Source organism: Pelagovum pacificum (genome assembly GCF_016134045.1).
Taxonomy (GTDB): Bacteria; Pseudomonadota; Alphaproteobacteria; order Rhodobacterales; family Rhodobacteraceae; genus Oceanicola; species Oceanicola pacificus_A.
On the sequence record NZ_CP065915.1, the window covers coordinates 44,883 to 63,980 of the forward strand.

Sequence of the window (19,098 nt, forward strand, 5' to 3'; positions counted from 1 at the left end):
ACGAGAGCGGACGCTCCGCTGTTCCGTCACGAAACCGGGCGCGGCAAAGCAAAAGGCCCGCCGGAGAGGCGGGCCTTTTCGAAGTTCGCGCAGTGGAAAGCTCAGCTTTCCTTCACGGCTTTCTTGTGCGGCGCCCAGATGCGCTTGTTCGTCAGGTAGAGCAGCACAGACAGGATCACGAGGAAGATGACCCCGGTCAGGCCGGCCTGCTTGCGGGCGACGAGCTTGGGCTCAGCGGTCCACATCAGGAACGCGGCGACGTCCTTCGACATGGACTCGACGTCGTTGGCGTGGCCGTCGGCAAACTCGATCGCGCCGTCGGACAGCGGCGGCGCCATGCCGATCCAGCTGCCGGGCACGGTGCGCTCACCGTCTTCGTCGAGGCAGCTCTCGGGGTAGCCGCCGGGTTCGAACACGGTGTTGTAGTAGCCGCTCATGTTGGCGTCGGCGGCACATTCCGGCGTTTCCTCGTAGTGGGCGAGGAGCGACGCGATATATTCCGGACCGCCCATGCCCTTGAGGAACTGGTTGACGCCGAGGCCGTAGGGACCGTGGAAGCCGGCGCGGGCCTTTGCCATCAGCGACAGATCGGGCGCGCCCTGCGTGTGGTTCCGAGGGAACTTGTCCGTCGGAGTCGGCTCGCGGAAGTCGCCGGTATCGGGGTCGATCAGCTCGTCGTTGTTGTCGGCGTCGGCAATGAAAAACTGCGCCGCGTAGGCCCGCATCTGATCCTCGGGGAGGGCGGGGCCGCCCTCGTCCGAAAGGTTGCGGAAGGCGACGTAGTGCAGACCGTGACAGCCGGCGCAGATCTCGGTGTAGATCTGCAGACCGCGCTGCAGCTGGTTGGTGTCGAAGCTGCCGAACGGCCCCTCGAAGGGGAAGTCGTAGTCCGTGACGTGAGCCTCTCCGCCTGCGGCGGTCGCCAGGCCCGGGGCGAGGAGACCAAGTGCCGTGGCGGCGGTCAGGGTGAGCTTGCGAAGCATCGTGGCGTCCTTTCTCACTCGGCCGGGTTCACGACGGTCTTGGTGCCGCCGGACTTGGAGTAGTGGTTGGCGAAATCTTCTTCGATCGTCGCGGGCGTGGCGACCGGCTTCTCCAGCACACCGAGCAGCGGCAGGATGACCAGGAAGTAGCCGAACCAGTAGACCGCACCGATCAGCGCGATGATCGGGTAGATGCCTTCCGCCGGCATTGCGCCCGCCCACATCAGGACGATGAAGTCGACGCAGAGCAGCGCGAACCACCACTTGAACATCGGGCGGTAGCGGCCCGAACGGACGGTCGAGGTGTCGAGCCACGGCGCCAGTGCCATGACCGCGATCGCGCCGAACATGGCAAGCACGCCGAAGAACTTCGCATCGACGATGCCGAAGGTGATCCAGTTCGTGAACATCACGACCCAGACGTCGGCGGTGAAGCAGCGCAGGATCGCGTAGAACGGCAGGAAGTACCATTCCGGGACGATGTGGCTCGGCGTGGCGAGCGGGTTCGCCTCGACGTAGTTGTCGGGGTGGCCGAGGAAGTTCGGCATGAAGCCCACGATCGCCATGAACACCACCAGCACGATGGCCAGCGCGAACAGATCCTTGATCACGAAATAGGGCCAGAAGGGCAGGGTGTCCTTGGCCGCTTCCTCTTTCGAGCCGCGGCGGACCTCGACGCCCGTCGGGTTGTTGTTGCCCGTCGAGTGGAAGGCCCAGACGTGAACGATCACGAGACCGAGGATCACGAACGGCAGCAGGTAGTGCAGCGAGAAGAAGCGGTTCAGCGCGGGCTGACCCACGGCGGATGCGCCGAGCAGCCACGTCTGGATCGACTCGCCGATGAACGGGATGGCGCCGAAGAGGCCGGTGATGACCGCCGTGCCGTGGAAGGACATCTGGCCCCAGGGCAGAACGTAGCCCATGAAACCGGTCGCCATCATCAGCAGGTAGATCAGCATCCCGACGATCCACGTCACCTCGCGCGGGGCCTTGTAGGACCCGTAGTAGAGGCCGCGGAAGATGTGCATGTAGACCGCGAAGAAGAACAGCGAGGCGCCGTTCATGTGGAAATAGCGGATCATGTGGCCGCCGTTCACGTCACGCATGATGTGTTCGATGGAGTTGAACGCCATGTCCACATGCGGCGTGTAGTGCATCACCAGAACGACGCCGGTCGCGATCTGAAGCACCAGCGTGAAGACGAGAACGATCCCCCAGATCCACATCCAGTTGAGGTTCTTGGGGGTCGGGATCATCAGCGTGTCGTACATGAGTCCGACGACGGGAAGCCGCTTGTGCAGCCACGTCTCGATGCCCGTCTTCGGCTCGTAGTGATCGTGCGGGATACCAGCCATGTGCCGCTCTCCTTAACCGAGTTGGATCGTGGCTTCGTCGACGAACTCGGCGACGGGCACGGGAAGGTTGCGGGGCGCCGGGCCACGGCGGATGCGGCCGGCAGTGTCGTAGTGCGACCCGTGGCAGGGGCAGAACCACCCGCCGAAGTCACCGGATTCGCCGAGCGGCACACAGCCGAGGTGGGTGCAGACACCCATCTGGACGAGCCATTCCTCGGGGTTGTCGGAGCCTTCGCCGAACGGGGCGAGCGCCCGGTTCGCGTCCGTCGCGGGGGCGGAGGCATCGAGGTTCTCGTTATTGGCGAGCGGATCGGGCAGCGACGACGGGTCGACCCCGTTCGCGGCCTCGATCTCTTCCGCCGTGCGGCGGCGGATGAACACCGGCTTGCCCTGCCAGAGCACCGTCAGCTGCGAGCCGGGCTCGACCGTGCTGATGTCGACGCGGATCGAGGACAGGGCCTGCACGTCGGCAGACGGGTTCATCTGGTTCACGAGCGGCCAGACAGCGGCACCGGCGGTGACGGTCGCAGCGCCGGCGGTTGCATAATAGATGAAGTCGCGGCGGGTGCCCTGGGCTTCGTCTGCGTGTGACACGTCAAACATCTCCGTAGTTGCGGGCCCGGACGGGCCACGGACGGCTTCGGCAGGCGCGAAACTCCGCCGACCGGTCGGGCCGGGTTCTACATGCCGCCCCCTGAGCCGTCCAGCGTGGAAAGCGGTTCACTATGTCGCATTGGGTCAATTTCCACCCTCGCGCAAGCCCGCGTGATACCGGGCGAGTTTGCCATGTTGCCGATCGGTCCGTAAGGGGGAGCGATGTCGCGCTTTGCCTTCCTTCTCATCCCGATCGGACTGGCCGGTCCACTCCAGGCCGAAACCGAACTCGCCTTTCACCTAGGTGCACAGGGCGCAGCACCGGGTGACGTCCGGATCGACGATCCGGTCGCGGGACGCGACACGCTCGGCGTGGATTGGGAGGGGCGGTCGGCCTCGGCGCCCGTCTATTATGGCCTTCGCCTGACCCGATGGTCGGAAGAGACGGGGTGGGGCGTAGATTTCGTCCATGCGAAGGTCTACGCGCCCGCAGACGATCGAGCCGCCGGCGGCTACGACGTGCTGGAATTCACCGACGGCCTCAACCTTTTGACCCTGAACGCCTATCGGCGCTGGCCGGACGCGCTCGGGCCGGCAACGCCTTACCTCGGCGGTGGCATCGGTATCGCCGTGCCGCACGTCGAGGTCACGCGCGGCGGTTCCGTCACGGAAGGCTATCAAGTCACCGGTCCGGCAGCGACGTTGCTCGCCGGACTGCGGCTGCCGGTCGGCGACCGCTGGACCGTGTTCGGCGAATACAAGGCAAGCTGGAGCGACAACCGCGCTGACCTCTCCACCGGTGGTACGCTCGAGGCGGAGATCGTCACGCACGCTCTGAACGCCGGCGTCGCCTGGCGGTTCTGACGGATCAGGCGGGGGGCTTCGTGTCGACCATCGCCGGCCGCTCGGAGAAGGCGGCTTCCCAAGCGGCAAGTTGCGGACGGGTCGCGCGCCAGTCGCGGCCCGGATGGCGAAGATCGAGATAACCGAGCATGCAGGCCACCGCGACCTGCGCCATGTCGACCGGTCCGTTCAGGTGGCTCATCCAGCGGGCTTCGAGCGCATCCAGCGCGCGCGCCACCTTCTGCCACTGTGCTTCGATCCAGTCCGCGCTCTTGCCGTCGGTCCCCTTGAAGCGGGCCTCGTAGACCATGCCGACCGCTGCATCCATCGCCCCGTGCGCAGTCGCCTCCAGCGTCAGCACTTCCCAGAGCCGCGCCGTCGGGTAGAGCCCGGCGTCCGAGATCTGGTCGAGGTAGCGGGCGATCACCCGGCTGTCGTGCACCGCAGGCCCGTCGGGCCGCGCCAGCGTCGGGATCTTGCCGACCGGATTGGCGGCCGCGAGCGCGGCATTGGTATCGAGCGCGTTGGTGCTGATCTCAAGCTCCTCGACCATGTCGGTGATGCCGGCCTCCCGGATCATCACGCGCACGGTACGCACGAAGGGCGAGGCGGGAGACATGAAGAGCTGCATGGGCTGCATTTACGGGCCTTTCATTGAAGTTGCGCCGATCCTGACCGCCCCGCGACCGGGAGTCGAGCGGTCAGCCCTCGCGCATCAGCCGGGAAAGCGCGCCGACCTCCACTCCGAATCCCTCCGCCAGCCGGTCGGCAGCGGCGTGGCGCACCTCCTCGGCCTTGTTCTGGCCGAGCTTGAAGGTCGAATCGATCCGCTCGATCGTCAGCCGGAATGGCAGGATCATCCGCAGGAAACGCGTCAGGACCTCGTCGGACATCTTGTCCATCGTCCAGGGTGTCTTGGGCGCGAGGCGGGATTCGTAGGCCGCCGACTGACGCGCCAGCAGGTCCGGCATCGTCTCGGGCGGCAGGGGCTCCAGCCGCCCGCGCAGATGGATGGCGACGTAGTTCCATGTCGGCACCTGGTCCTCGATCCCGTACCAGTCGGGTGAGACGTAGGCATCGGGACCCTGCACGGCGATCACCGCCTCGACCGAACCGAGCCGGGCGATCGGGTTCGACCGGACGAGGTGCAGATCAGCCCTCGCCCCGTCCTCCGCCAGAAGGAAGGGGACGTGCGACAGAAGCGGTCCGCCGTCGTGGTTCACCGCCAGCGTGCCTAAAGCGCGATCCCGCGCGAGATCGAGCGCACGGGCTTCGGATTCGGAACGGAAGATCGGGTTGGGATGCATGATCCGCCTCCGGCGGGAGGTATTTGTGGCCAGATGAGAGAGCGGTTGCCCTCAGGCGGCGAGCTGGTGCCCCTCGACCGCGCGGATGGTCGCGGGGACGATGCGGCTCTCGGGCTGGTCGGCCGAAAAGGTGACTTCGGCGAACTGCTCGGTCCGGCCCATGCGGGCGTTTTCCATCAATACCATGTGCTGACGGCCCACCTGCCCGCCAAGGTGACGCGCCACGGCGGCGTCCCCGGCGGCGCGCAGTCGCGCGGCACGCTCCTTGATGAGCTTGCCGTTCACCGCCGGCATCCGGGCCGCGGGCGTGCCCTGCCGGGCGGAGTAGGGAAAGACGTGGAGCCAGGTGAGGCTGCAATCCTCGACCAGCTTCAGCGAATTCTCGAAATGCGCCTCTGTCTCGGTCGGAAAGCCGGCGATGATGTCGGCACCGAAGGTCATGTCGGGCCGCAGGCGCAGAGCTTCTTCGGTGAAGCGGATCGCGTCGTCGCGCAGGTGGCGGCGCTTCATGCGCTTCAGGATCAGGTCGTCGCCATGCTGCAGGCTGAGGTGCAGGTGGGGCATCAGACGCGATTCGGTCGCGATGGCGTGCATCAGGTTCTCGTCCACCTCGATCGAATCGATCGAGCTGATCCGCAGGCGTGGCAGGTCCGGCACCAGCTTGAGGATCCGCATGACGAGGTCGCCCAGCTTCGGCTGTGCCGGCAGGTCCGCGCCCCAGCTGGTCAGGTCGACGCCGGTCAGCACGACCTCGTTGTATCCCGATTGAACCAACCGCTTGATCTGGTCGACGACGACTCCCGCCGGAACCGAGCGAGAATTGCCGCGGCCATAGGGGATGATGCAGAAGGTGCACCGATGGTCGCAGCCGTTCTGAACCTGTACGTAGGCGCGCGACCGCGTGCCGAACCCGTCGATCAGGTGGCCCGCCGTTTCGCGCACCGACATGATGTCGTCGACCGCGACTCGCTCCGTGTCGCCGATCAGGTCGGGAGTCATGGAGGCCCAGGTCTCGGGCATCATCTTCTCGGAATTGCCGATTACCCGAGTGACCTCGGGCATGTCCGAGAAGGTCTCGGGCTCGGTCTGCGCGGCGCAGCCGGTGACGATCAGCGGCGCGTCCGGGTTCTCGCGGCGCAGGCGGCGGATCTCCTGCTTGGCCTTGCGCACGGCCTCTGCCGTCACGGCGCAGGTGTTCACCACCATCGCGTTGGTCAGACCCGCCTGTTCGGCGAGCGCCTTCATCGCTTCCGTCTCGTAGGCGTTGAGACGGCAGCCGAGCGTCGAGAACCGCGGCGCGGTCATCCGTACCAGACCCCGTCGTACACGTGCGCGGCGGGGCCCTTCATCCAGACCCCGTCGTCGGACCAGCGGATCTCAAGCTCTCCGCCGTCGAGCTCGATCGTGACCTGCCGTCCGGTCAACCCGCGCCGGGCCGCCGCGACGGTCACCGCACAGGAGGAGGAGCCGGACGCCTCGGTGATTCCCGCGCCACGCTCCCAGACCCGCATCCGGATCCGGCCGTGGTCGAGGACCTGAGCGATCTGAACGTTGGTGCGTTCGGGAAACAGCGGGTGATGCTCGATGGACGGGCCGAAGGTGGCGAGGTCGATGGCGCTCACGTCCTCGACGAAGAAGGTGCAGTGCGGATTGCCCATGCCGGTGGCGACCGGGTCGCCTTCGATCGGCAGGTGCAGCGAATCAACCTCTTCGGACAACGGGATGTCGCGCCAGTGCGTATCCGGGTGGCCGAGATTCACGGCGACTTCGCCGTCGGGGCGTCTCAGTGCGTGCAGGATGCCGCGTTCGGTGGTCATGCGCAGCATGTCCTGCCCGGTGCGGTTCATCATCTGCGCCGCGACACAGCGAGTCGCGTTGCCGCAGGTCGCCGAGCGGCTGCCGTCGGAATTCCAGAAAGACAGGTGAAAATCGCCGCCCTCCTCGGACGGGCCGATGATGACAAGCTGGTCGAAGCCGATTCCCCGGCGCCGATCGGCCATCGCTGAGAGAATCTCCGAATCCGCCTCGACGGCACCAGCACGGCCGTCGATCACGACAAAGTCGTTCCCGAGCCCGTGCATCTTCATGAAAGGCAGACCTGATCTGGCAAGCGTACGCATGCCGCTCATATAGATGAGCGATCATGTTGAATCCAAGACCATTCGTTTCCGGGCTTGACCGCAGAAATTGCTTTTTCTATGGAGGCGCCTCGTGGGCCGTTAGCTCAGTTGGTAGAGCAACTGACTTTTAATCAGTGGGTCGCAGGTTCGAATCCTGCACGGCTCACCACTGAACCTCCCGGAACAACTTCGCGGTTCGTTCGCGCGAAATGTCGGCGAGGCCGCTTTTCGAATCACAAAGCCGCACCGCCGCCCGGGTCATCGCGCATTGATGCCCCGTGCGGCGGCGCGCCCTGTTATTTGTCGAGTGTCGCGGCGGACAGCTCGACCGCCGCCTCACAGTGCAGGTCGGCCGAGGACAGGCCGGCGTACAGCTTGTAGGTGCCACCGGTGATCCGCCATTTTCCCGCGTCGACGTCGAACCATGCGAAGGCCCGCGGCGCTAGCGGGATGGTCAGCTCCTCCGACTCACCCGCGGCGAGCACGACCTTGCGGAACGCCTTCAGCTCCCGCGCCGGGCGGGGCAGCGGCGCGTCGCGCTCTCCGACGTAGAGTTGTACTACCGTGCTGCCGTCGCGCTCGCCCGTGTTGCGCAGCGAGACGGTCGCCTCCACCCCGTCGCCAGAGGCCGAGACGGTCAGCCCCTCAACTGCGACCGTGCTGTAGCCGAGGCCGAAGCCGAACGGGAACAGCGGCGTGGTGCCCTGCTGCTCGTAATGGCGATGGCCGATGAAGACGCCTTCCTCGTAGCGCACCTTGCCGTCGAGACCGGGGTAGACTTCCGGATCCTGGCTGTGGGTCGGGTTGTCCGACCACCGGGCCGGGAAGGTCTGGGGCAGTCGGCCACCCGGTTCGACGTCGCCGGTCAGCACATCGGCGATGGCGTTGCCGCACTCCTGCCCCGGATACCACGCCTGAAGCACCGCCGGGACCTCGTCGAGCCACGGCATCTCCACCGGGCCACCGGTCTGAAGCACCACGACGGTCGAGGGATTGGCCGCGGCGACCGCGCTCACCAGTTCGTCCTGCCGGCCCGGCAGCGCGATGCCGTCGAGGTCGGAGCCCTCGGTGTCCCACTCGCCGGAGCGACCGACGAAGACCAGCGCCACGTCCGCGTCCTTCGCCGCCTCGGCGGCGGCGGCGATGTCTGCATCGCCGAGCCGGCGCGACACGCCGAAGCGCCAACCGGTCAGGTGCAGGTTGTCGGCAGGCTTGGTGCGCATCTCGACCACGATCTCCACCGTCTGGCCGGCGGCCAGGTCGCGAGTCGCGGTGATTTCGTCACAACCTTCCTCGAAGAAGGTGCGCCCCTTGGTCCAGCTGTCCCAGACGTCGATCGCTTCCTCGCCGTCGATCAACATCCGCGCATAGGCCGCGGCATGCAGGCCGAAGCTGTAGGTCCCCGCCTCCTCGGCGGTGAAACGGGCAGTGATACGGGCGGAGAAATGCTTCGCGTCGACCTTGCCGGCGGCCACACCCTCCAGCCAGAAGGCGACGGAAGGGCCCATCGTCTCGCTGTGGACCGGCTCGCCGGACAGCGATTCGTTGTCGAAGAAGTCGACCGACAGCCCGTCCTCGATCAGCGGCTCCCATCGGTGGTTCTGGCAGCCCTGCGCGAAGGTCAGCGCCTTCGCCCCGAACCGCTCGACCAGCCCGTCCCACGGCGAGATGCGGTAGTGCGGGTTCAACTGGGCCGAGCCGCCGCCCATGATCTGCGCAACCTTCGCGTTCGGCCCGATCACCGCCACCCGCTTCGGCGCGGCGAGCGGCAGTGTGCCCTCGTTCTTCAGCAGCACGGCACCCGCGGCCCCGGCTTTGCGGATCAGCGCGCGGTGCTCGGCCTTGTCCTCGGCCCGTTCCGTCCACTCCGTCCGGTCGTCAAGCGCACCGGTCCGCTCCATCAGGCGCAGCACGTTGAGCGCCCGTTCCCGCACCATCGCGGCGTCAACCTCGCCCGCCTCGACGGCGGCGACCAGCTTGTCGCCCCGGTCACGCGTCGGGCCCGGCATCTCGAGGTCGAGGCCCGCGTTCACCGTCGGCGCGGTTGAGCGCGACCCGAACCAGTCCGACATGACAACGCCGTCATAGCCCCACTCCTGGCGCAGCACGGTAGTCAGCAGCCATTCGTTCTCGGCCGTGTAGGTGCCGTTCAGCTTGTTGTAGGAGGACATGATGCCCCACGTTCCGGCCTCCTTCACCGCCGCCTCGAACGGGCGAAGGTAGATCTCGCGCAGGCTCCGCTCGTCCACCTCCGAGTTCATGGTCGTTCGCTCGATTTCGGACTCGTTGCCGGCGAAGTGCTTGATCGTCGCCGAGACGCCACCCTCCTGCAGCCCCCTGACATAGCCGACGGCCAGCGCGGCGGTCAGTTCGGGGTCTTCCGAGTAGCATTCGAAATTTCGGCCGTTGGTGACGGAGCGGTGGATGTTCACCGTCGGCGCGAGCGAAACATGCGCGCCTTTGGAGTGGACCTCTTCCGCCAATGCGCCGCCGATCTGCTGCGCCAGCGCAGGATCCCAGGTCGCACCGATCGCGATACCGACGGGGAAGGCCGCCGCCGTCACGCCGCCCACCAGTGACCCGCCGCCGCGCGCGCCGTTCGGCCCGTCGGTGACCCGCAGCTTCGGAATGTCGAGCCGCTCGATGGCGGGCAGGGACCAGAAGTCCTCCCCGGACAGGAGCATCACCTGCTCTTCGAGGGGCATGCGGTCGACGAGATCTTCGATGCGGTTCGACATGGCGTGGCCTTTCCCGGTCGTTCGCCCCGGTGTGCGACATGCCTTCAGCCTGTGCAACGCCGTCTGCCTGTGCGCATGTCGTGTGCCGCCATGATGTCATTCAAACTTCATCATTTCGGGGCGGGCGGACACTCGCACTTTCGTGGCGAGGGGGGTAACTTGGCGCCGACCGAAAGGAATGCCCATGCAACGTCGCCATTTCCTGTCCTCCGCCCTCGCCACCCTCGCCACGCCGGCCCTTGCGCAGAGCGTGGCGACGACCGACGGTATCCGGCTGAGAGAGCTTTACGACGGTCACGACCTGTCCCCCCTCGCGCAGGAGCTGATGGGTCAGCGAGTCTCCGTGATGGGCTTCATGGCCCCGCCGCTGAAGGCTGAGTCCCAGTTCTTCGTGCTGACCAAGATGCCGATGGCCGTCTGCCCGTTCTGCGAGTCGAGCGCGGACTGGCCGAACGACATCCTCGCCGTCTACACGAAGCGGACCGTCGACGTGGTGCCCTTCAACGTCGGCATCTATGCCGAGGGTATCCTCGAATACGGCGAATACCGGGACCCCGAGACCGGCTTCGTCAGCATGGTCCGGCTCGTCGACTCCGTCTATGCCTGACAGCTCCGGCCCCGCGCTGGATGTTCGCGACCTCGTCGTCACCGGCGAGCGTGGGCGCAACATCCTCGAGATCGACCGGCTCGACCTCGCCCCTGGCACCGCGCTCGGGATCGAGGGGCCGTCGGGCGCGGGCAAGTCCACGTTGCTCTTCGCGCTCGCGGGGCTGGCGGAGCGGGCGACCGGCAGGGTCAGCTGGAACGGCACCGACCTGCTGTCGCTGTCCGCCGATCGCCGCACACGTTTCCGGGCCGAAAGCATCGGCCTGATCTTCCAGGACTTTCTGCTGTTCGACGAACTCGGCCCCGCTGCCAATGCCGGGCTCCAGTCGCTGTTCGCGCCGAAGGCGAAGCGCGCCGGACTGAAGGACCGCGCCGCCGCCGTTCTCGCACGCCTCGGCGTGCCGTCCGAAGCCCGGACCGTCGCCAGCTTCTCCGGCGGGGAACGTCAGCGAGTCGGCATCGCCCGCGCGCTCGCCCACGACCCTGCGATCCTGCTGGCGGACGAGCCGACCGCGAACCTGCACCGCGCCGCCTCCGACGCGCTGACCGATGACCTGCTCGCCGACGTGCGCGAACGTGGCCGAACCCTGATCGTCGTCAGCCACGACGAACGGCTCTTGTCGCGCATGGACCGGCGGCTGCGCATCGCCGACGGGAGACGCGTGGCATGAGGGGAGTCTGGCTCGACCTTCCCGCCACGGCGCAGGACATCCTGATTCTCATCGCGCTCCTGCTCCCGGCGCTGCTTACCGCGCTGATCGTGCTGCGCGGCTTCGCGCCCGGTTCCCTTGTCAGGGCGCTGCTCTGGCGGTTCCGCTGGGCGAACGCGGTCTTCGTCGCGCTGATCGCCATCTCCGTCGGTATGGGCATCGGCCTGATTGCGCAGGAGCGTGGATTGCGCCGCGGCACCGCGCAGGCGGCGGACAAGTTCGACATGATCGTCAGCGCGCCCGGCTCCGAGATGACGATGATGCTGGCCGCCGTCTTCCTGCAACCCTCCGCCGTGCCGCTGCTCGACGGCGACACATACAACGCCGTCTCGACGAACCCCCGCGTCGACGTCGCCGCCCCGCTCGCCTTCGGCGACAGCCACGACGGATCGCCGGTCATCGGCACGACGGCGGACTTCGTCACCTACCTCTCCGAAGATCAGGTCGAGGGCCGGATGTGGACCGACACGTTCGAGGCGATCGTCGGCGCGGGCACCTCGCTCGAGATCGGCGACAGCTTCGTGCCCGCCCATGGCCACGGTGATGCGGCTGACCACGGCGCACACGGCGACAGCTACACGGTCGTCGGGAAGATCCCGCGCAACGGCTCACCGTGGGATCGCGCGATCATGGTTCCGGTCGAATCCGTCTGGGCGATCCACGGTCTTGCCGACGGCCACGCGCCGGATGCCGAGGACCGCCTCGGCCCGCCCTATGACGCCGACTTTTTCCCCGGCACGCCTGCCATCGTGGTCCGCGCCACCAGCCTGCCGGACACCTACGCGCTGCGGTCGGAGTTCAGCCGCGACGGCGAGACGATGGCCTTCTTCCCCGGCGCGGTGCTCGCCAACCTCTACCGGATCATGGGCGACGTGCGGCAGGCGATGTCGCTGATGACGCTGGTCACGCAGGTGCTTGTCGCGGCGAGTGTCCTGCTCGGTCTCTTCATCCTGTCCCGCCTGTTCCAGCGCCAGCTCGCGCTGCTGCGCGCCATCGGCGCGCCGGCGCGGTTCGTCATGGCTGTGGTCTGGTCCTATGCGGCGGGACTGCTCGCGACGGGCTCGATCCTCGGCCTCGGCACCGGCTATCTCGCCGCCGCGATCCTGGGTCGCGTGGTGACCGCCCGCACCGATATCCTCGTCACCGCGTCGATCGGGTGGAGCGAAGTCCACCTTGTCGCTGGCTTCCTGTCGGCCACGGCGGTGCTGTCGCTCGTCCCGGCGTGGTCGGTGCTGCGCGCCCCGGTGATGCGGGCGATCAGGTCCTGAGCAGCGTCTCGCCGGTGCTCAGCGTCGGCGTGAGCTCTTCCTTCACCGCCTCGGCGGAGGGGTCCTCCTGCCGCGCGAGCACCAGCCGCGCCGCCCGTTCGCCGATCTGGCGGCGGCACGCGTCCATCGTGGCGAGCCGCTGCGGCAGTCCGTCGATCAGATCGACCCCGTTGAACCCCGCAAGCCCGACCTGCCCCGGCACGTCGATCCCCTGGTCGAGCAGGTGGATCAGTCCGCCGGCACCGATCATGTCGTTGCTGTAGTAGATGAAGTCGAGGTCAGGCGTCCGCGACAGCATCGCCTGCGTCAGCTCACGCCCCTTGGCGAGCGCGGAGCCGCCCGAGTAGAACTCGCTGTCCGCGATCTCGAGGCCCGCCTTGGCGAGCGCCCGCGTGAAGCCCTCGAACCGCTTCCGGGCGCGGTAATCCAGCGGCATCTTCGTCCCGATGAAGCCGACCCGGCGATAGCCCGCCTCGACGATGCTCTCGCCCATGATCCGCCCGGCCCGGCGGTGCGAGATGCCGACGCAATTGTCGATCGGCTCTCCGTCGGTATCCATGATCTCGACAACGGGGCAATCGGCGCGGGCCAGCATCGCCCGGCTCGCCTCGCTGTGCTCCAGCCCGGCAACGATCACGCCGGACGGCCGCCACGAGAGCATCTCGAACAGGACCTTCTCTTCCTTCTCGGGCAGGTAGTCGGTGAGCCCGACGACCGGCTGCAACTCGCTGTCCTCCAGCGCCTCGGAGATCCCGGACAGAACCTCCGGAAAAACGAGGTTCTTGAACGACGGGATGACCACGGCGACAAGGTTCACCCGGCTCGACGCCAGCGCCCCCGCGATCTTGTTCGGCACGTAGCCGAGCGCCTTGGCCGCCTCGCGCACCCGCTCGCGCGTCGCCTCGCTGACGTCGCCCTTGTTGCGCAGCACCCGGCTGACGGTCATCTCGCTCACGCCCGAGGCTTCGGACACGTCCCTCAGCGTCAGCGGTCGTCTCGGCGGCTTGTTCACGGTCTTGCCCGTCCTTCTCCCTTGGTCGTCCGCACCTTACCGCTACCCCAAGGGCCTTGTCCAAACGATCCGCGACATGCCGATTTGCACAGGCGCGCCGCAATCCACGGCGTGACGACGCCTCACGCGTTGACCGATCGCCCAGAACGGGGCAATCAGGGGCCCGGCGGCCCCGTGGCTCAACTGGATAGAGCAGCCCCCTCCTAAGGGGCAGGTTGCAGGTTCGAATCCTGCCGGGGTCACCATCCGGACGACGCGGCCGGACGGGCGCGGTCGACCGGGATGAGGAGAAGGAAGGTCCATGAACCGTTTGGCGAGCATGTTCTCCGGCAGGGGCCGGCTCTTCACGGACGAGGACCGGGCCGGGTTCTTCGCGCTCGATGACATCGCGCAGGTGCGCGCCGGCACCATCCGTGGCCCGTTCAAGGACTGGACGGTCTCGGGCAAGGTACTCTGTGGCGGCTACACCAGCATCAATGGGGTGCTGAACGCGCGCGGCGACGTGACCTTCGGGCGTTACTGCGCGTTCGGGCGCTACAATTCCTTCATCTCCGGCAACCACCGCACCGACATGCCGAACCAGCAGATCTGGCTCAGCCAGCGCTTCGGGTTCGAGGTCCCGGCCGAGAGCAAGGGCCCGATCGAGATCGGGCACAACGTGTGGGTCGGCGACAAGGTGAACGTGTTGTCCGGCGTTCAGGTCGGCCATGGCGCGGTGCTGGCCGCCGGTGCGACCGTCACGAAGGATGTGGAGCCCTTCACCATCGTCGGCGGCAACCCGGCGAAGCCGATCCGCAAGCGCTTCACCGACAAGACCATCGCGCAACTGCTGAAGATCGCGTGGTGGGACTGGGACGATGAGCGGATCTCGCGCAACAAGGACTTCTTCGAGACGTCTATCCCGCACGACCGCAACGTCGATCTGCTGTCGATCGTGAAGGCCTGAGGTCCGGCGCCCGCGAGGGCGTCAGACCATCTTGATAACGCCCTTGTCGATGGCGAGCATGTAGCCCTGCCGCGCGATGTTCTTCACCAGAAGCTCGGAGATCATCTGGTTGCCCAGACTGTCGCGCAGCCGCTTGATCCGCGTCGCGCCGGCGGCTTCCTCGCAATCCGATTCCGACCGGCCGGAGATCACGGATTCGATCTGCGCCCCGGTCATCACCTCGTCGTCGAGCCGAGCCTCGGCAAGCACCGACAACGTCTCGATCGCGGCGGCGGTCAGCTTGAACTCGAAATTGTTCAGATAGACGAGGTTCTGATCCCGCGCGATCATCAGCGAGTTCACCTCGATGCCCTTTTGCTCGATTTTGCCCATCCGCCGGTTCAGCACGATCAGCATGACGAGGAAGGCGACCGCCGCGATCAGCAGCGCCGTCGCGAAGACGAGCAGGACGAAGATGACGAAGCGATAGCTCGTCAGCGTCTCCGAAAAGGCGGTCCCCGACTGCGCGATGATCTCGAGCAGCTTGATTTCCGCCTGGTTGGTCAGATCGTCGTTTTCGACGAAGAGTTGCTCGACGCGAGCGTTGAAGGCGTTCGCGTCGGGCAGGTTCACAAACAAGAGGACAGCGGCAGCGCCGAGGATCAGCACGATCGCCGCGATACCCGCAGTGACCACCTTTACCCCGGTCTGACGTGTCTCAATAGCGGAGGTAGAATTCTCCCGCATTCGCTCTCCTGGATTCGGCACCGGACTGGTCGAAAGTGCCGAGGACTTCAAGCAGTTGCCAGCCCGCAGAGGCGAGTCGCCCCTCGAGTTCCGACGTGGCATCGCTCACAGTACACGACCCGTTGATCTCTGCCACACCGTATTGGAGGCGGAGCGGATCGTCCTGTTTTGCCTTGTAATCAGCGAAACATTCCGCACTCGCGGTCGTCGCGCCGAGGAGAACAAACGTAATGATGAGTAGTATGTTTTTCATGGCTCGACCCTGACGTCAGCCGCGATGCTATTCAATATCCCGGCGCGTTCAACGGGCATGATAGGGGATAGCAGGTCCGTGATATTGCCCGCAAAAGCGCTTCGCCCCATCTCTCTCCTCACAGAAGCGGCTGCATCCGCGGCGGGCAGGGCACCACTCCGACCTGAACGCCGAAGCTGCAGGATTTTTCTGCCGCGGCGTTCCGGCGCCGCATTTTCAGACCCTGGCGCCTGACGCGCCGCGGACATTTCAGGAAGACCGGGCCTGCGTCACTCCGCAGGGTCCGACATTGGAGACCGGGGAGCGGCCATTACACGCCAGCCGCTCCGGGCATTCGGTTTCGAGCAGTGACGCGCCGTCGAAGGCGCGCCGCAGGAGCGGTGGGGGGCTCGGACATGGTCCCCCACCGTCTTGCCTTCGCCGGGCGTCCCCGGCAGATGAGGGGCATGACCATGATCCCCGACCTTTCGTTCGAGACGCTCGCCCTCGCGGGCGGATCGTTGCGCGTGGCCGGCGTAGATGAGGTGGGGCGCGGGCCGCTGGCGGGTCCGGTGACGGCAGCGGCGGTGATCCTCGACCCGGCGCGCATTCCCGCCGGTCTCGCCGATTCCAAGACCGTGCCGGCCGGACGCCGCGCGGCGCTTTCCCTCGAACTGCACGAAGTTGCGCTCGTCTCCATCGCCCACGCCACCGTGGAGGAGATCGACGAGCTCAACATCCTGCGGGCCAGTCACCTCGCGATGGTGCGCGCGCTCAACGCGCTCGAGGCCGACCACGCGCTGATCGACGGCAACATGTTGCCCCGGGATCTCGCCTGCAACGGGGAGGCGATCATCAAAGGCGACGCCAGATGCCTGTCCATATCCGCCGCGTCGATCGTCGCCAAAGTGGCGCGCGATTGCATCATGGTGGACTTGGCGCAACAGCACCCCGGCTACGGCTGGGAGACGAACGCAGGGTACGGGACGAAAAGCCACATATCTGCGCTCCAGAATCTCGGCGTGACCCCACACCATAGGCGATCTTTCGCGCCCGTCCGCAATATCTTGTGGCAAGCGGAAACGCCAAATCCTTGATTCAAGAAAGTTTTTGACAGCGAATCGAGGCTGAATCATCTTGAGGCCAACCAACGAGCGGGCAAATCCGCCGGGGACGAGGCAGACGGATGAACATGACGGTAAAGGGCGCTTCGGCGCTCCCATTGAACACGATCCTGGCCGGGGACTGTATCCAGATGATGCAGTCGCTTCCGGCCGCGTCGATCGACCTGATCTTCGCGGATCCCCCCTACAACCTGCAACTCAGGGGCGATCTCCATCGTCCCGACAACAGCCGCGTCGACGCCGTCGATGACGAGTGGGACCGCTTCGCGACGTTCGAGACGTACGACGCCTTCACCCGTGCCTGGCTCGCCGAAGCGCGCCGCCTGCTGAAGCCGAACGGGGCGATCTGGGTGATCGGCTCCTATCACAACGTGTTCCGCCTCGGCGCCGAACTTCAGAACCAGGGCTACTGGATCCTGAACGACGTGGTGTGGCGCAAGTCGAACCCGATGCCGAACTTCCGCGGCAAGCGGCTGACCAACGCGCACGAGACGCTGATCTGGGCCTCCAAGTCCGAGGGTGCGAAATACACCTTCAACTACGAGGCGCTGAAGGCGCTCAACGAAGGCGTCCAGATGCGGTCCGACTGGGTGCTGCCGATCTGCACCGGTCACGAGCGTCTCAAGGATTCCGCCGGCGACAAGGCGCATCCGACGCAGAAGCCGGAATCGCTGCTGCACCGGGTGCTGCTCGGCACGACAAACCCCGGTGACGTGGTCCTCGACCCGTTCTTCGGCACCGGCACGACCGGCGCCGTGGCCAAGATGCTCGGCCGCGACTGGATCGGGATCGAGCGCGAGGCCGCCTATCGCGAAGTGGCCGAGAAGCGTCTCGCCAACATCCGCAAATACGACCGTGACGCGCTCGCCGTCACAACGTCCAAGCGCGCCGAGCCGCGCGTGCCCTTCGGCCAGTTGGTCGAGCGCGGCATGCTGCGCCCCGGTGAAGTGCTGACCTCGCTCAACGGCCAGAAGTCCGCAAAGGTGCGGGCCGACGGGACGCTGATCGCCGACGATATAAAGGGCTCGATCCACCAGGTCGGAGCCCACCTGGAGGGCGCCCCCTCCTGCAACGGCTGGACCTACTGGTGCTTCAAACGAGACGGCAAGACCGTTCCCATCGACCTGCTGCGCCAGCAGATCCGCGCCGAGATGCTAACACCCTGAACACCGCCTGTGCCTGCGGCCGCCGCCGCTATGGCACTAACTTCAACCCCGCCGGCGCCTTCAGCGGACCGGCGGGGCTTTTTCGTTTTTGACCTCACGAATCCGTGATTGATCGTCACGTGAGGCGCTGCCCGGGCATCGAGCGTTGCGTTAAGATCTTGTTAATAAACGGAAAATGTTTCGCGCGCGAAACATTTCAGCCGCGCGGCAGCGGCAGGGTGCCCCGTTTGTAGGGCTCCCAGTCGGTGATCTCCGGGTAATACATCTGCCGCCAGCGCCGCACTTTCGGGTTCATGATCCGCCGCCAGACCGGCGGGATCATCGCGAACATCGCCATCAACGGATAGCCATAAGGCAGCTGCGGCGCGTCCGCCTCGGAGTAGCTCTGCAGCAGCGGGAACCGCCGGTCGGGCTTGTAATGGTGGTCGGAGTGGCGCTGCAGGTTGATGAGCAGCCAGTTCGTCGCCTTGTGGTTGGCGTTCCACGAATGGCGCGGCATGACGTGCTCGTACCTGCCCTCGCCCAAGTGCTTCCGCGTCAGCCCGTAATGCTCGACATAGTTGGTCAGCTCCAGCGTCCAGATCGCGGTGCCGGCCTGCACGATGAACAGGAGCAGACCGACCCAGCCGCCAACGATCAGCGCCAGCAGCAGCGCCGCGCCCTGAAGCGCCCAGTAACGCCAGAACGGGTTCGACCGGTCGTGCCACGGCAACTTCTTGCGGGCCAGCATCGCCTTCTCCGCCCGGAAGGCGGAGACGAGCGACTGGTACAGCACGCGCGGATAGAACCGGTGAAAGCCCTCGTTGTAACGCGCCGTCACCGGGTCGCGCGGCGTGCCGACGTGGCGGTGATGGACCAGCAGATGTTCGGAGCGGAAATGCGAATAGAGCACCATCGCCAGCAGCAGGTCGCCAAGCCACCGCTCCAGCCGGTTCCGCTGGTGGAGCAGCTCGTGCGAGTACACGATGCCGACAGTCCCGGTCAGCACACCGGTGCCGAAGAAGACCCAGAACTTCTCCCAGCCGGTCAGGTGCTCGGCGCGCGGCACGTAAGCCAGCAGCGAGAACAGCAGCAAGAACTGCACCGGCGCCCAGATCATGACGATCAGCCGATACCAGAACAGCTCGCGCTCCTCGGTCATCGGGTCGACGTTGTCCTCGTTCAGCCCGGTCAGGCTGTCGATCAGCGAAAACAGGTACCAGGTGCAGACCGGCGCGAGCGCAATGGTCCAGCCGCCGAAGACCGCCCCGATCCACGGCAGCGGCACGAGCGCGAGCGAGAGCCAGAAGGGCAGCGCGTTGGACAGCCGGGCAGGAACGGAAATGTCGGTCATGGAACGGTCCGGTCAGTTGGCGACGGGACCTTAGA

The 19,098-nt window shown here is 66.3% G+C and carries 19 protein-coding genes and 2 tRNA genes; 9 read left to right on the plus strand and 12 right to left on the minus strand.

Annotated elements, in window-relative coordinates; genetic code table 11:
* Positions 1-101: 101 nt before the first annotated feature.
* The 3 genes from I8N54_RS00225 to petA are packed head-to-tail and all read right to left on the minus strand — an operon-like array spanning position 102 to position 2,932.
* Positions 102-983 carry a cytochrome c1 gene (locus tag I8N54_RS00225; RefSeq protein WP_140194566.1) on the minus strand — a complete coding sequence of 294 codons (882 nt, stop codon included), beginning with the start codon at positions 981-983 and terminating at the stop codon, positions 102-104.
* 14 nt (positions 984-997) lie between these two features.
* Entirely contained in the window at positions 998-2,338 is a 1,341-nt protein-coding gene (locus tag I8N54_RS00230; protein WP_140194565.1) for a cytochrome b, read from the minus strand.
* Between the two features lie 12 nt (positions 2,339-2,350).
* Entirely contained in the window at positions 2,351-2,932 is a 582-nt protein-coding gene (gene petA, locus I8N54_RS00235; RefSeq protein ID WP_140194563.1) for a ubiquinol-cytochrome c reductase iron-sulfur subunit, read from the minus strand.
* A 222-nt stretch (positions 2,933-3,154) separates the two neighbouring features.
* Here petA and I8N54_RS00240 point away from each other — a divergent pair, with 222 nt between their 5' ends.
* Positions 3,155-3,796, plus strand: a complete 642-nt coding sequence (locus I8N54_RS00240) for an outer membrane protein (RefSeq protein WP_140194561.1) — start codon at positions 3,155-3,157, stop codon at positions 3,794-3,796.
* A 4-nt stretch (positions 3,797-3,800) separates the two neighbouring features.
* Here the strand turns inward: I8N54_RS00240 and I8N54_RS00245 are convergent, their stop codons facing one another.
* The 4 genes from I8N54_RS00245 to dapF form a co-directional block, all read right to left on the minus strand.
* Positions 3,801-4,406, minus strand: coding sequence for a glutathione S-transferase family protein (locus tag I8N54_RS00245; RefSeq protein WP_140195700.1), 606 nt, complete (start codon positions 4,404-4,406; stop codon positions 3,801-3,803).
* 70 nt (positions 4,407-4,476) lie between these two features.
* Positions 4,477-5,082 (minus strand): FMN-binding negative transcriptional regulator, encoded by a 606-nt coding sequence (locus I8N54_RS00250; RefSeq protein ID WP_140194559.1) that lies wholly within the window; start codon positions 5,080-5,082, stop codon positions 4,477-4,479.
* Between the two features lie 51 nt (positions 5,083-5,133).
* Positions 5,134-6,387, minus strand: coding sequence for a tRNA (N(6)-L-threonylcarbamoyladenosine(37)-C(2))-methylthiotransferase MtaB (mtaB, locus tag I8N54_RS00255; RefSeq protein ID WP_140194557.1), 1,254 nt, complete (start codon positions 6,385-6,387; stop codon positions 5,134-5,136).
* Positions 6,384-7,169: a diaminopimelate epimerase gene (dapF, locus tag I8N54_RS00260; protein ID WP_231592570.1), complete on the minus strand. Its 786-nt coding sequence runs from the start codon at positions 7,167-7,169 to the stop codon at positions 6,384-6,386. The genes mtaB and dapF overlap by 4 nt, the downstream gene beginning before the upstream one ends.
* A 126-nt stretch (positions 7,170-7,295) precedes the next feature.
* On the opposite strand from dapF, the gene I8N54_RS00265 reads away from it, so the two are divergent.
* Positions 7,296-7,371, plus strand: a tRNA-Lys gene (locus I8N54_RS00265).
* Positions 7,372-7,498: 127 nt separating this feature from the next.
* On the opposite strand, the gene I8N54_RS00270 is transcribed toward I8N54_RS00265, so the two are convergent.
* On the minus strand, positions 7,499-9,940 hold the full coding sequence (locus tag I8N54_RS00270) for a beta-glucosidase (protein ID WP_140194553.1): 2,442 nt from the start codon (positions 9,938-9,940) through the stop codon (positions 7,499-7,501).
* 184 nt (positions 9,941-10,124) lie between these two features.
* Between I8N54_RS00270 and I8N54_RS00275 the strand changes: the two genes are divergently transcribed.
* From I8N54_RS00275 to I8N54_RS00285, 3 genes are read left to right on the plus strand one after another with little or no spacing between them, the layout of a single operon-like run.
* Positions 10,125-10,547: a hypothetical protein gene (locus I8N54_RS00275; RefSeq protein ID WP_140194551.1), complete on the plus strand. Its 423-nt coding sequence runs from the start codon at positions 10,125-10,127 to the stop codon at positions 10,545-10,547.
* Entirely contained in the window at positions 10,540-11,217 is a 678-nt protein-coding gene (locus I8N54_RS00280) for an ABC transporter ATP-binding protein (RefSeq protein ID WP_140194549.1), read from the plus strand. Before I8N54_RS00275 ends, I8N54_RS00280 begins: the two co-directional genes overlap by 8 nt.
* Positions 11,214-12,524 (plus strand): ABC transporter permease, encoded by a 1,311-nt coding sequence (locus I8N54_RS00285; protein WP_140194547.1) that lies wholly within the window; start codon positions 11,214-11,216, stop codon positions 12,522-12,524. Before I8N54_RS00280 ends, I8N54_RS00285 begins: the two co-directional genes overlap by 4 nt.
* On the opposite strand, the gene I8N54_RS00290 is transcribed toward I8N54_RS00285, so the two are convergent.
* Complete coding sequence (locus tag I8N54_RS00290; RefSeq protein WP_231592567.1) at positions 12,514-13,536, minus strand: LacI family DNA-binding transcriptional regulator; 1,023 nt, start codon at positions 13,534-13,536, stop codon at positions 12,514-12,516. The genes I8N54_RS00285 and I8N54_RS00290 overlap by 11 nt on opposite strands.
* A 168-nt stretch (positions 13,537-13,704) precedes the next feature.
* On the opposite strand from I8N54_RS00290, the gene I8N54_RS00295 reads away from it, so the two are divergent.
* Positions 13,705-13,781: transfer RNA gene (locus I8N54_RS00295), tRNA-Arg, on the plus strand.
* A gap of 56 nt (positions 13,782-13,837) precedes the next feature.
* On the plus strand, positions 13,838-14,482 hold the full coding sequence (locus I8N54_RS00300) for a CatB-related O-acetyltransferase (RefSeq protein WP_140194545.1): 645 nt from the start codon (positions 13,838-13,840) through the stop codon (positions 14,480-14,482).
* A 21-nt stretch (positions 14,483-14,503) separates the two neighbouring features.
* Here I8N54_RS00300 and I8N54_RS00305 read toward each other — a convergent pair whose 3' ends face one another.
* Both I8N54_RS00305 and I8N54_RS00310 read right to left on the minus strand, forming a co-directional pair.
* The gene (locus I8N54_RS00305) at positions 14,504-15,208 is read right to left on the minus strand and encodes a winged helix-turn-helix domain-containing protein (protein WP_140194543.1); all 705 of its coding nucleotides are present in this window, start codon (positions 15,206-15,208) and stop codon (positions 14,504-14,506) included.
* Positions 15,180-15,461, minus strand: coding sequence for a hypothetical protein (locus I8N54_RS00310; protein WP_140194541.1), 282 nt, complete (start codon positions 15,459-15,461; stop codon positions 15,180-15,182). Before I8N54_RS00310 ends, I8N54_RS00305 begins: the two co-directional genes overlap by 29 nt.
* A gap of 446 nt (positions 15,462-15,907) precedes the next feature.
* Here I8N54_RS00310 and I8N54_RS00315 point away from each other — a divergent pair, with 446 nt between their 5' ends.
* Entirely contained in the window at positions 15,908-16,537 is a 630-nt protein-coding gene (locus tag I8N54_RS00315) for a ribonuclease HII (protein WP_140194539.1), read from the plus strand.
* 89 nt (positions 16,538-16,626) lie between these two features.
* Positions 16,627-17,730, plus strand: coding sequence for a site-specific DNA-methyltransferase (locus I8N54_RS00320; RefSeq protein ID WP_140194537.1), 1,104 nt, complete (start codon positions 16,627-16,629; stop codon positions 17,728-17,730).
* 196 nt (positions 17,731-17,926) lie between these two features.
* Here I8N54_RS00320 and I8N54_RS00325 read toward each other — a convergent pair whose 3' ends face one another.
* Positions 17,927-19,063, minus strand: a complete 1,137-nt coding sequence (locus I8N54_RS00325) for an alkane 1-monooxygenase (RefSeq protein WP_140194535.1) — start codon at positions 19,061-19,063, stop codon at positions 17,927-17,929.
* Positions 19,064-19,098 lie beyond the last annotated feature (35 nt).

Coding starts and splice junctions, on each gene's coding strand:
- dapF (WP_231592570.1), bottom strand. CDS start 7,169: ATGAAGATGCACGGGCTCGGGAACGACTTTGTCGTGATCGACGGCCGT.
- I8N54_RS00225 (WP_140194566.1), bottom strand. CDS start 983: ATGCTTCGCAAGCTCACCCTGACCGCCGCCACGGCACTTGGTCTCCTC.
- I8N54_RS00240 (WP_140194561.1), top strand. CDS start 3,155: ATGTCGCGCTTTGCCTTCCTTCTCATCCCGATCGGACTGGCCGGTCCA.
- I8N54_RS00325 (WP_140194535.1), bottom strand. CDS start 19,063: ATGACCGACATTTCCGTTCCTGCCCGGCTGTCCAACGCGCTGCCCTTC.
- I8N54_RS00280 (WP_140194549.1), top strand. CDS start 10,540: ATGCCTGACAGCTCCGGCCCCGCGCTGGATGTTCGCGACCTCGTCGTC.
- I8N54_RS00270 (WP_140194553.1), bottom strand. CDS start 9,940: ATGTCGAACCGCATCGAAGATCTCGTCGACCGCATGCCCCTCGAAGAG.
- I8N54_RS00305 (WP_140194543.1), bottom strand. CDS start 15,208: ATGCGGGAGAATTCTACCTCCGCTATTGAGACACGTCAGACCGGGGTA.
- I8N54_RS00300 (WP_140194545.1), top strand. CDS start 13,838: ATGAACCGTTTGGCGAGCATGTTCTCCGGCAGGGGCCGGCTCTTCACG.
- mtaB (WP_140194557.1), bottom strand. CDS start 6,387: ATGACCGCGCCGCGGTTCTCGACGCTCGGCTGCCGTCTCAACGCCTAC.
- I8N54_RS00250 (WP_140194559.1), bottom strand. CDS start 5,082: ATGCATCCCAACCCGATCTTCCGTTCCGAATCCGAAGCCCGTGCGCTC.
- I8N54_RS00245 (WP_140195700.1), bottom strand. CDS start 4,406: ATGCAGCTCTTCATGTCTCCCGCCTCGCCCTTCGTGCGTACCGTGCGC.
- I8N54_RS00275 (WP_140194551.1), top strand. CDS start 10,125: ATGCAACGTCGCCATTTCCTGTCCTCCGCCCTCGCCACCCTCGCCACG.
- I8N54_RS00320 (WP_140194537.1), top strand. CDS start 16,627: ATGAACATGACGGTAAAGGGCGCTTCGGCGCTCCCATTGAACACGATC.
- I8N54_RS00315 (WP_140194539.1), top strand. CDS start 15,908: ATGACCATGATCCCCGACCTTTCGTTCGAGACGCTCGCCCTCGCGGGC.
- I8N54_RS00310 (WP_140194541.1), bottom strand. CDS start 15,461: ATGAAAAACATACTACTCATCATTACGTTTGTTCTCCTCGGCGCGACG.
- I8N54_RS00285 (WP_140194547.1), top strand. CDS start 11,214: ATGAGGGGAGTCTGGCTCGACCTTCCCGCCACGGCGCAGGACATCCTG.
- I8N54_RS00230 (WP_140194565.1), bottom strand. CDS start 2,338: ATGGCTGGTATCCCGCACGATCACTACGAGCCGAAGACGGGCATCGAG.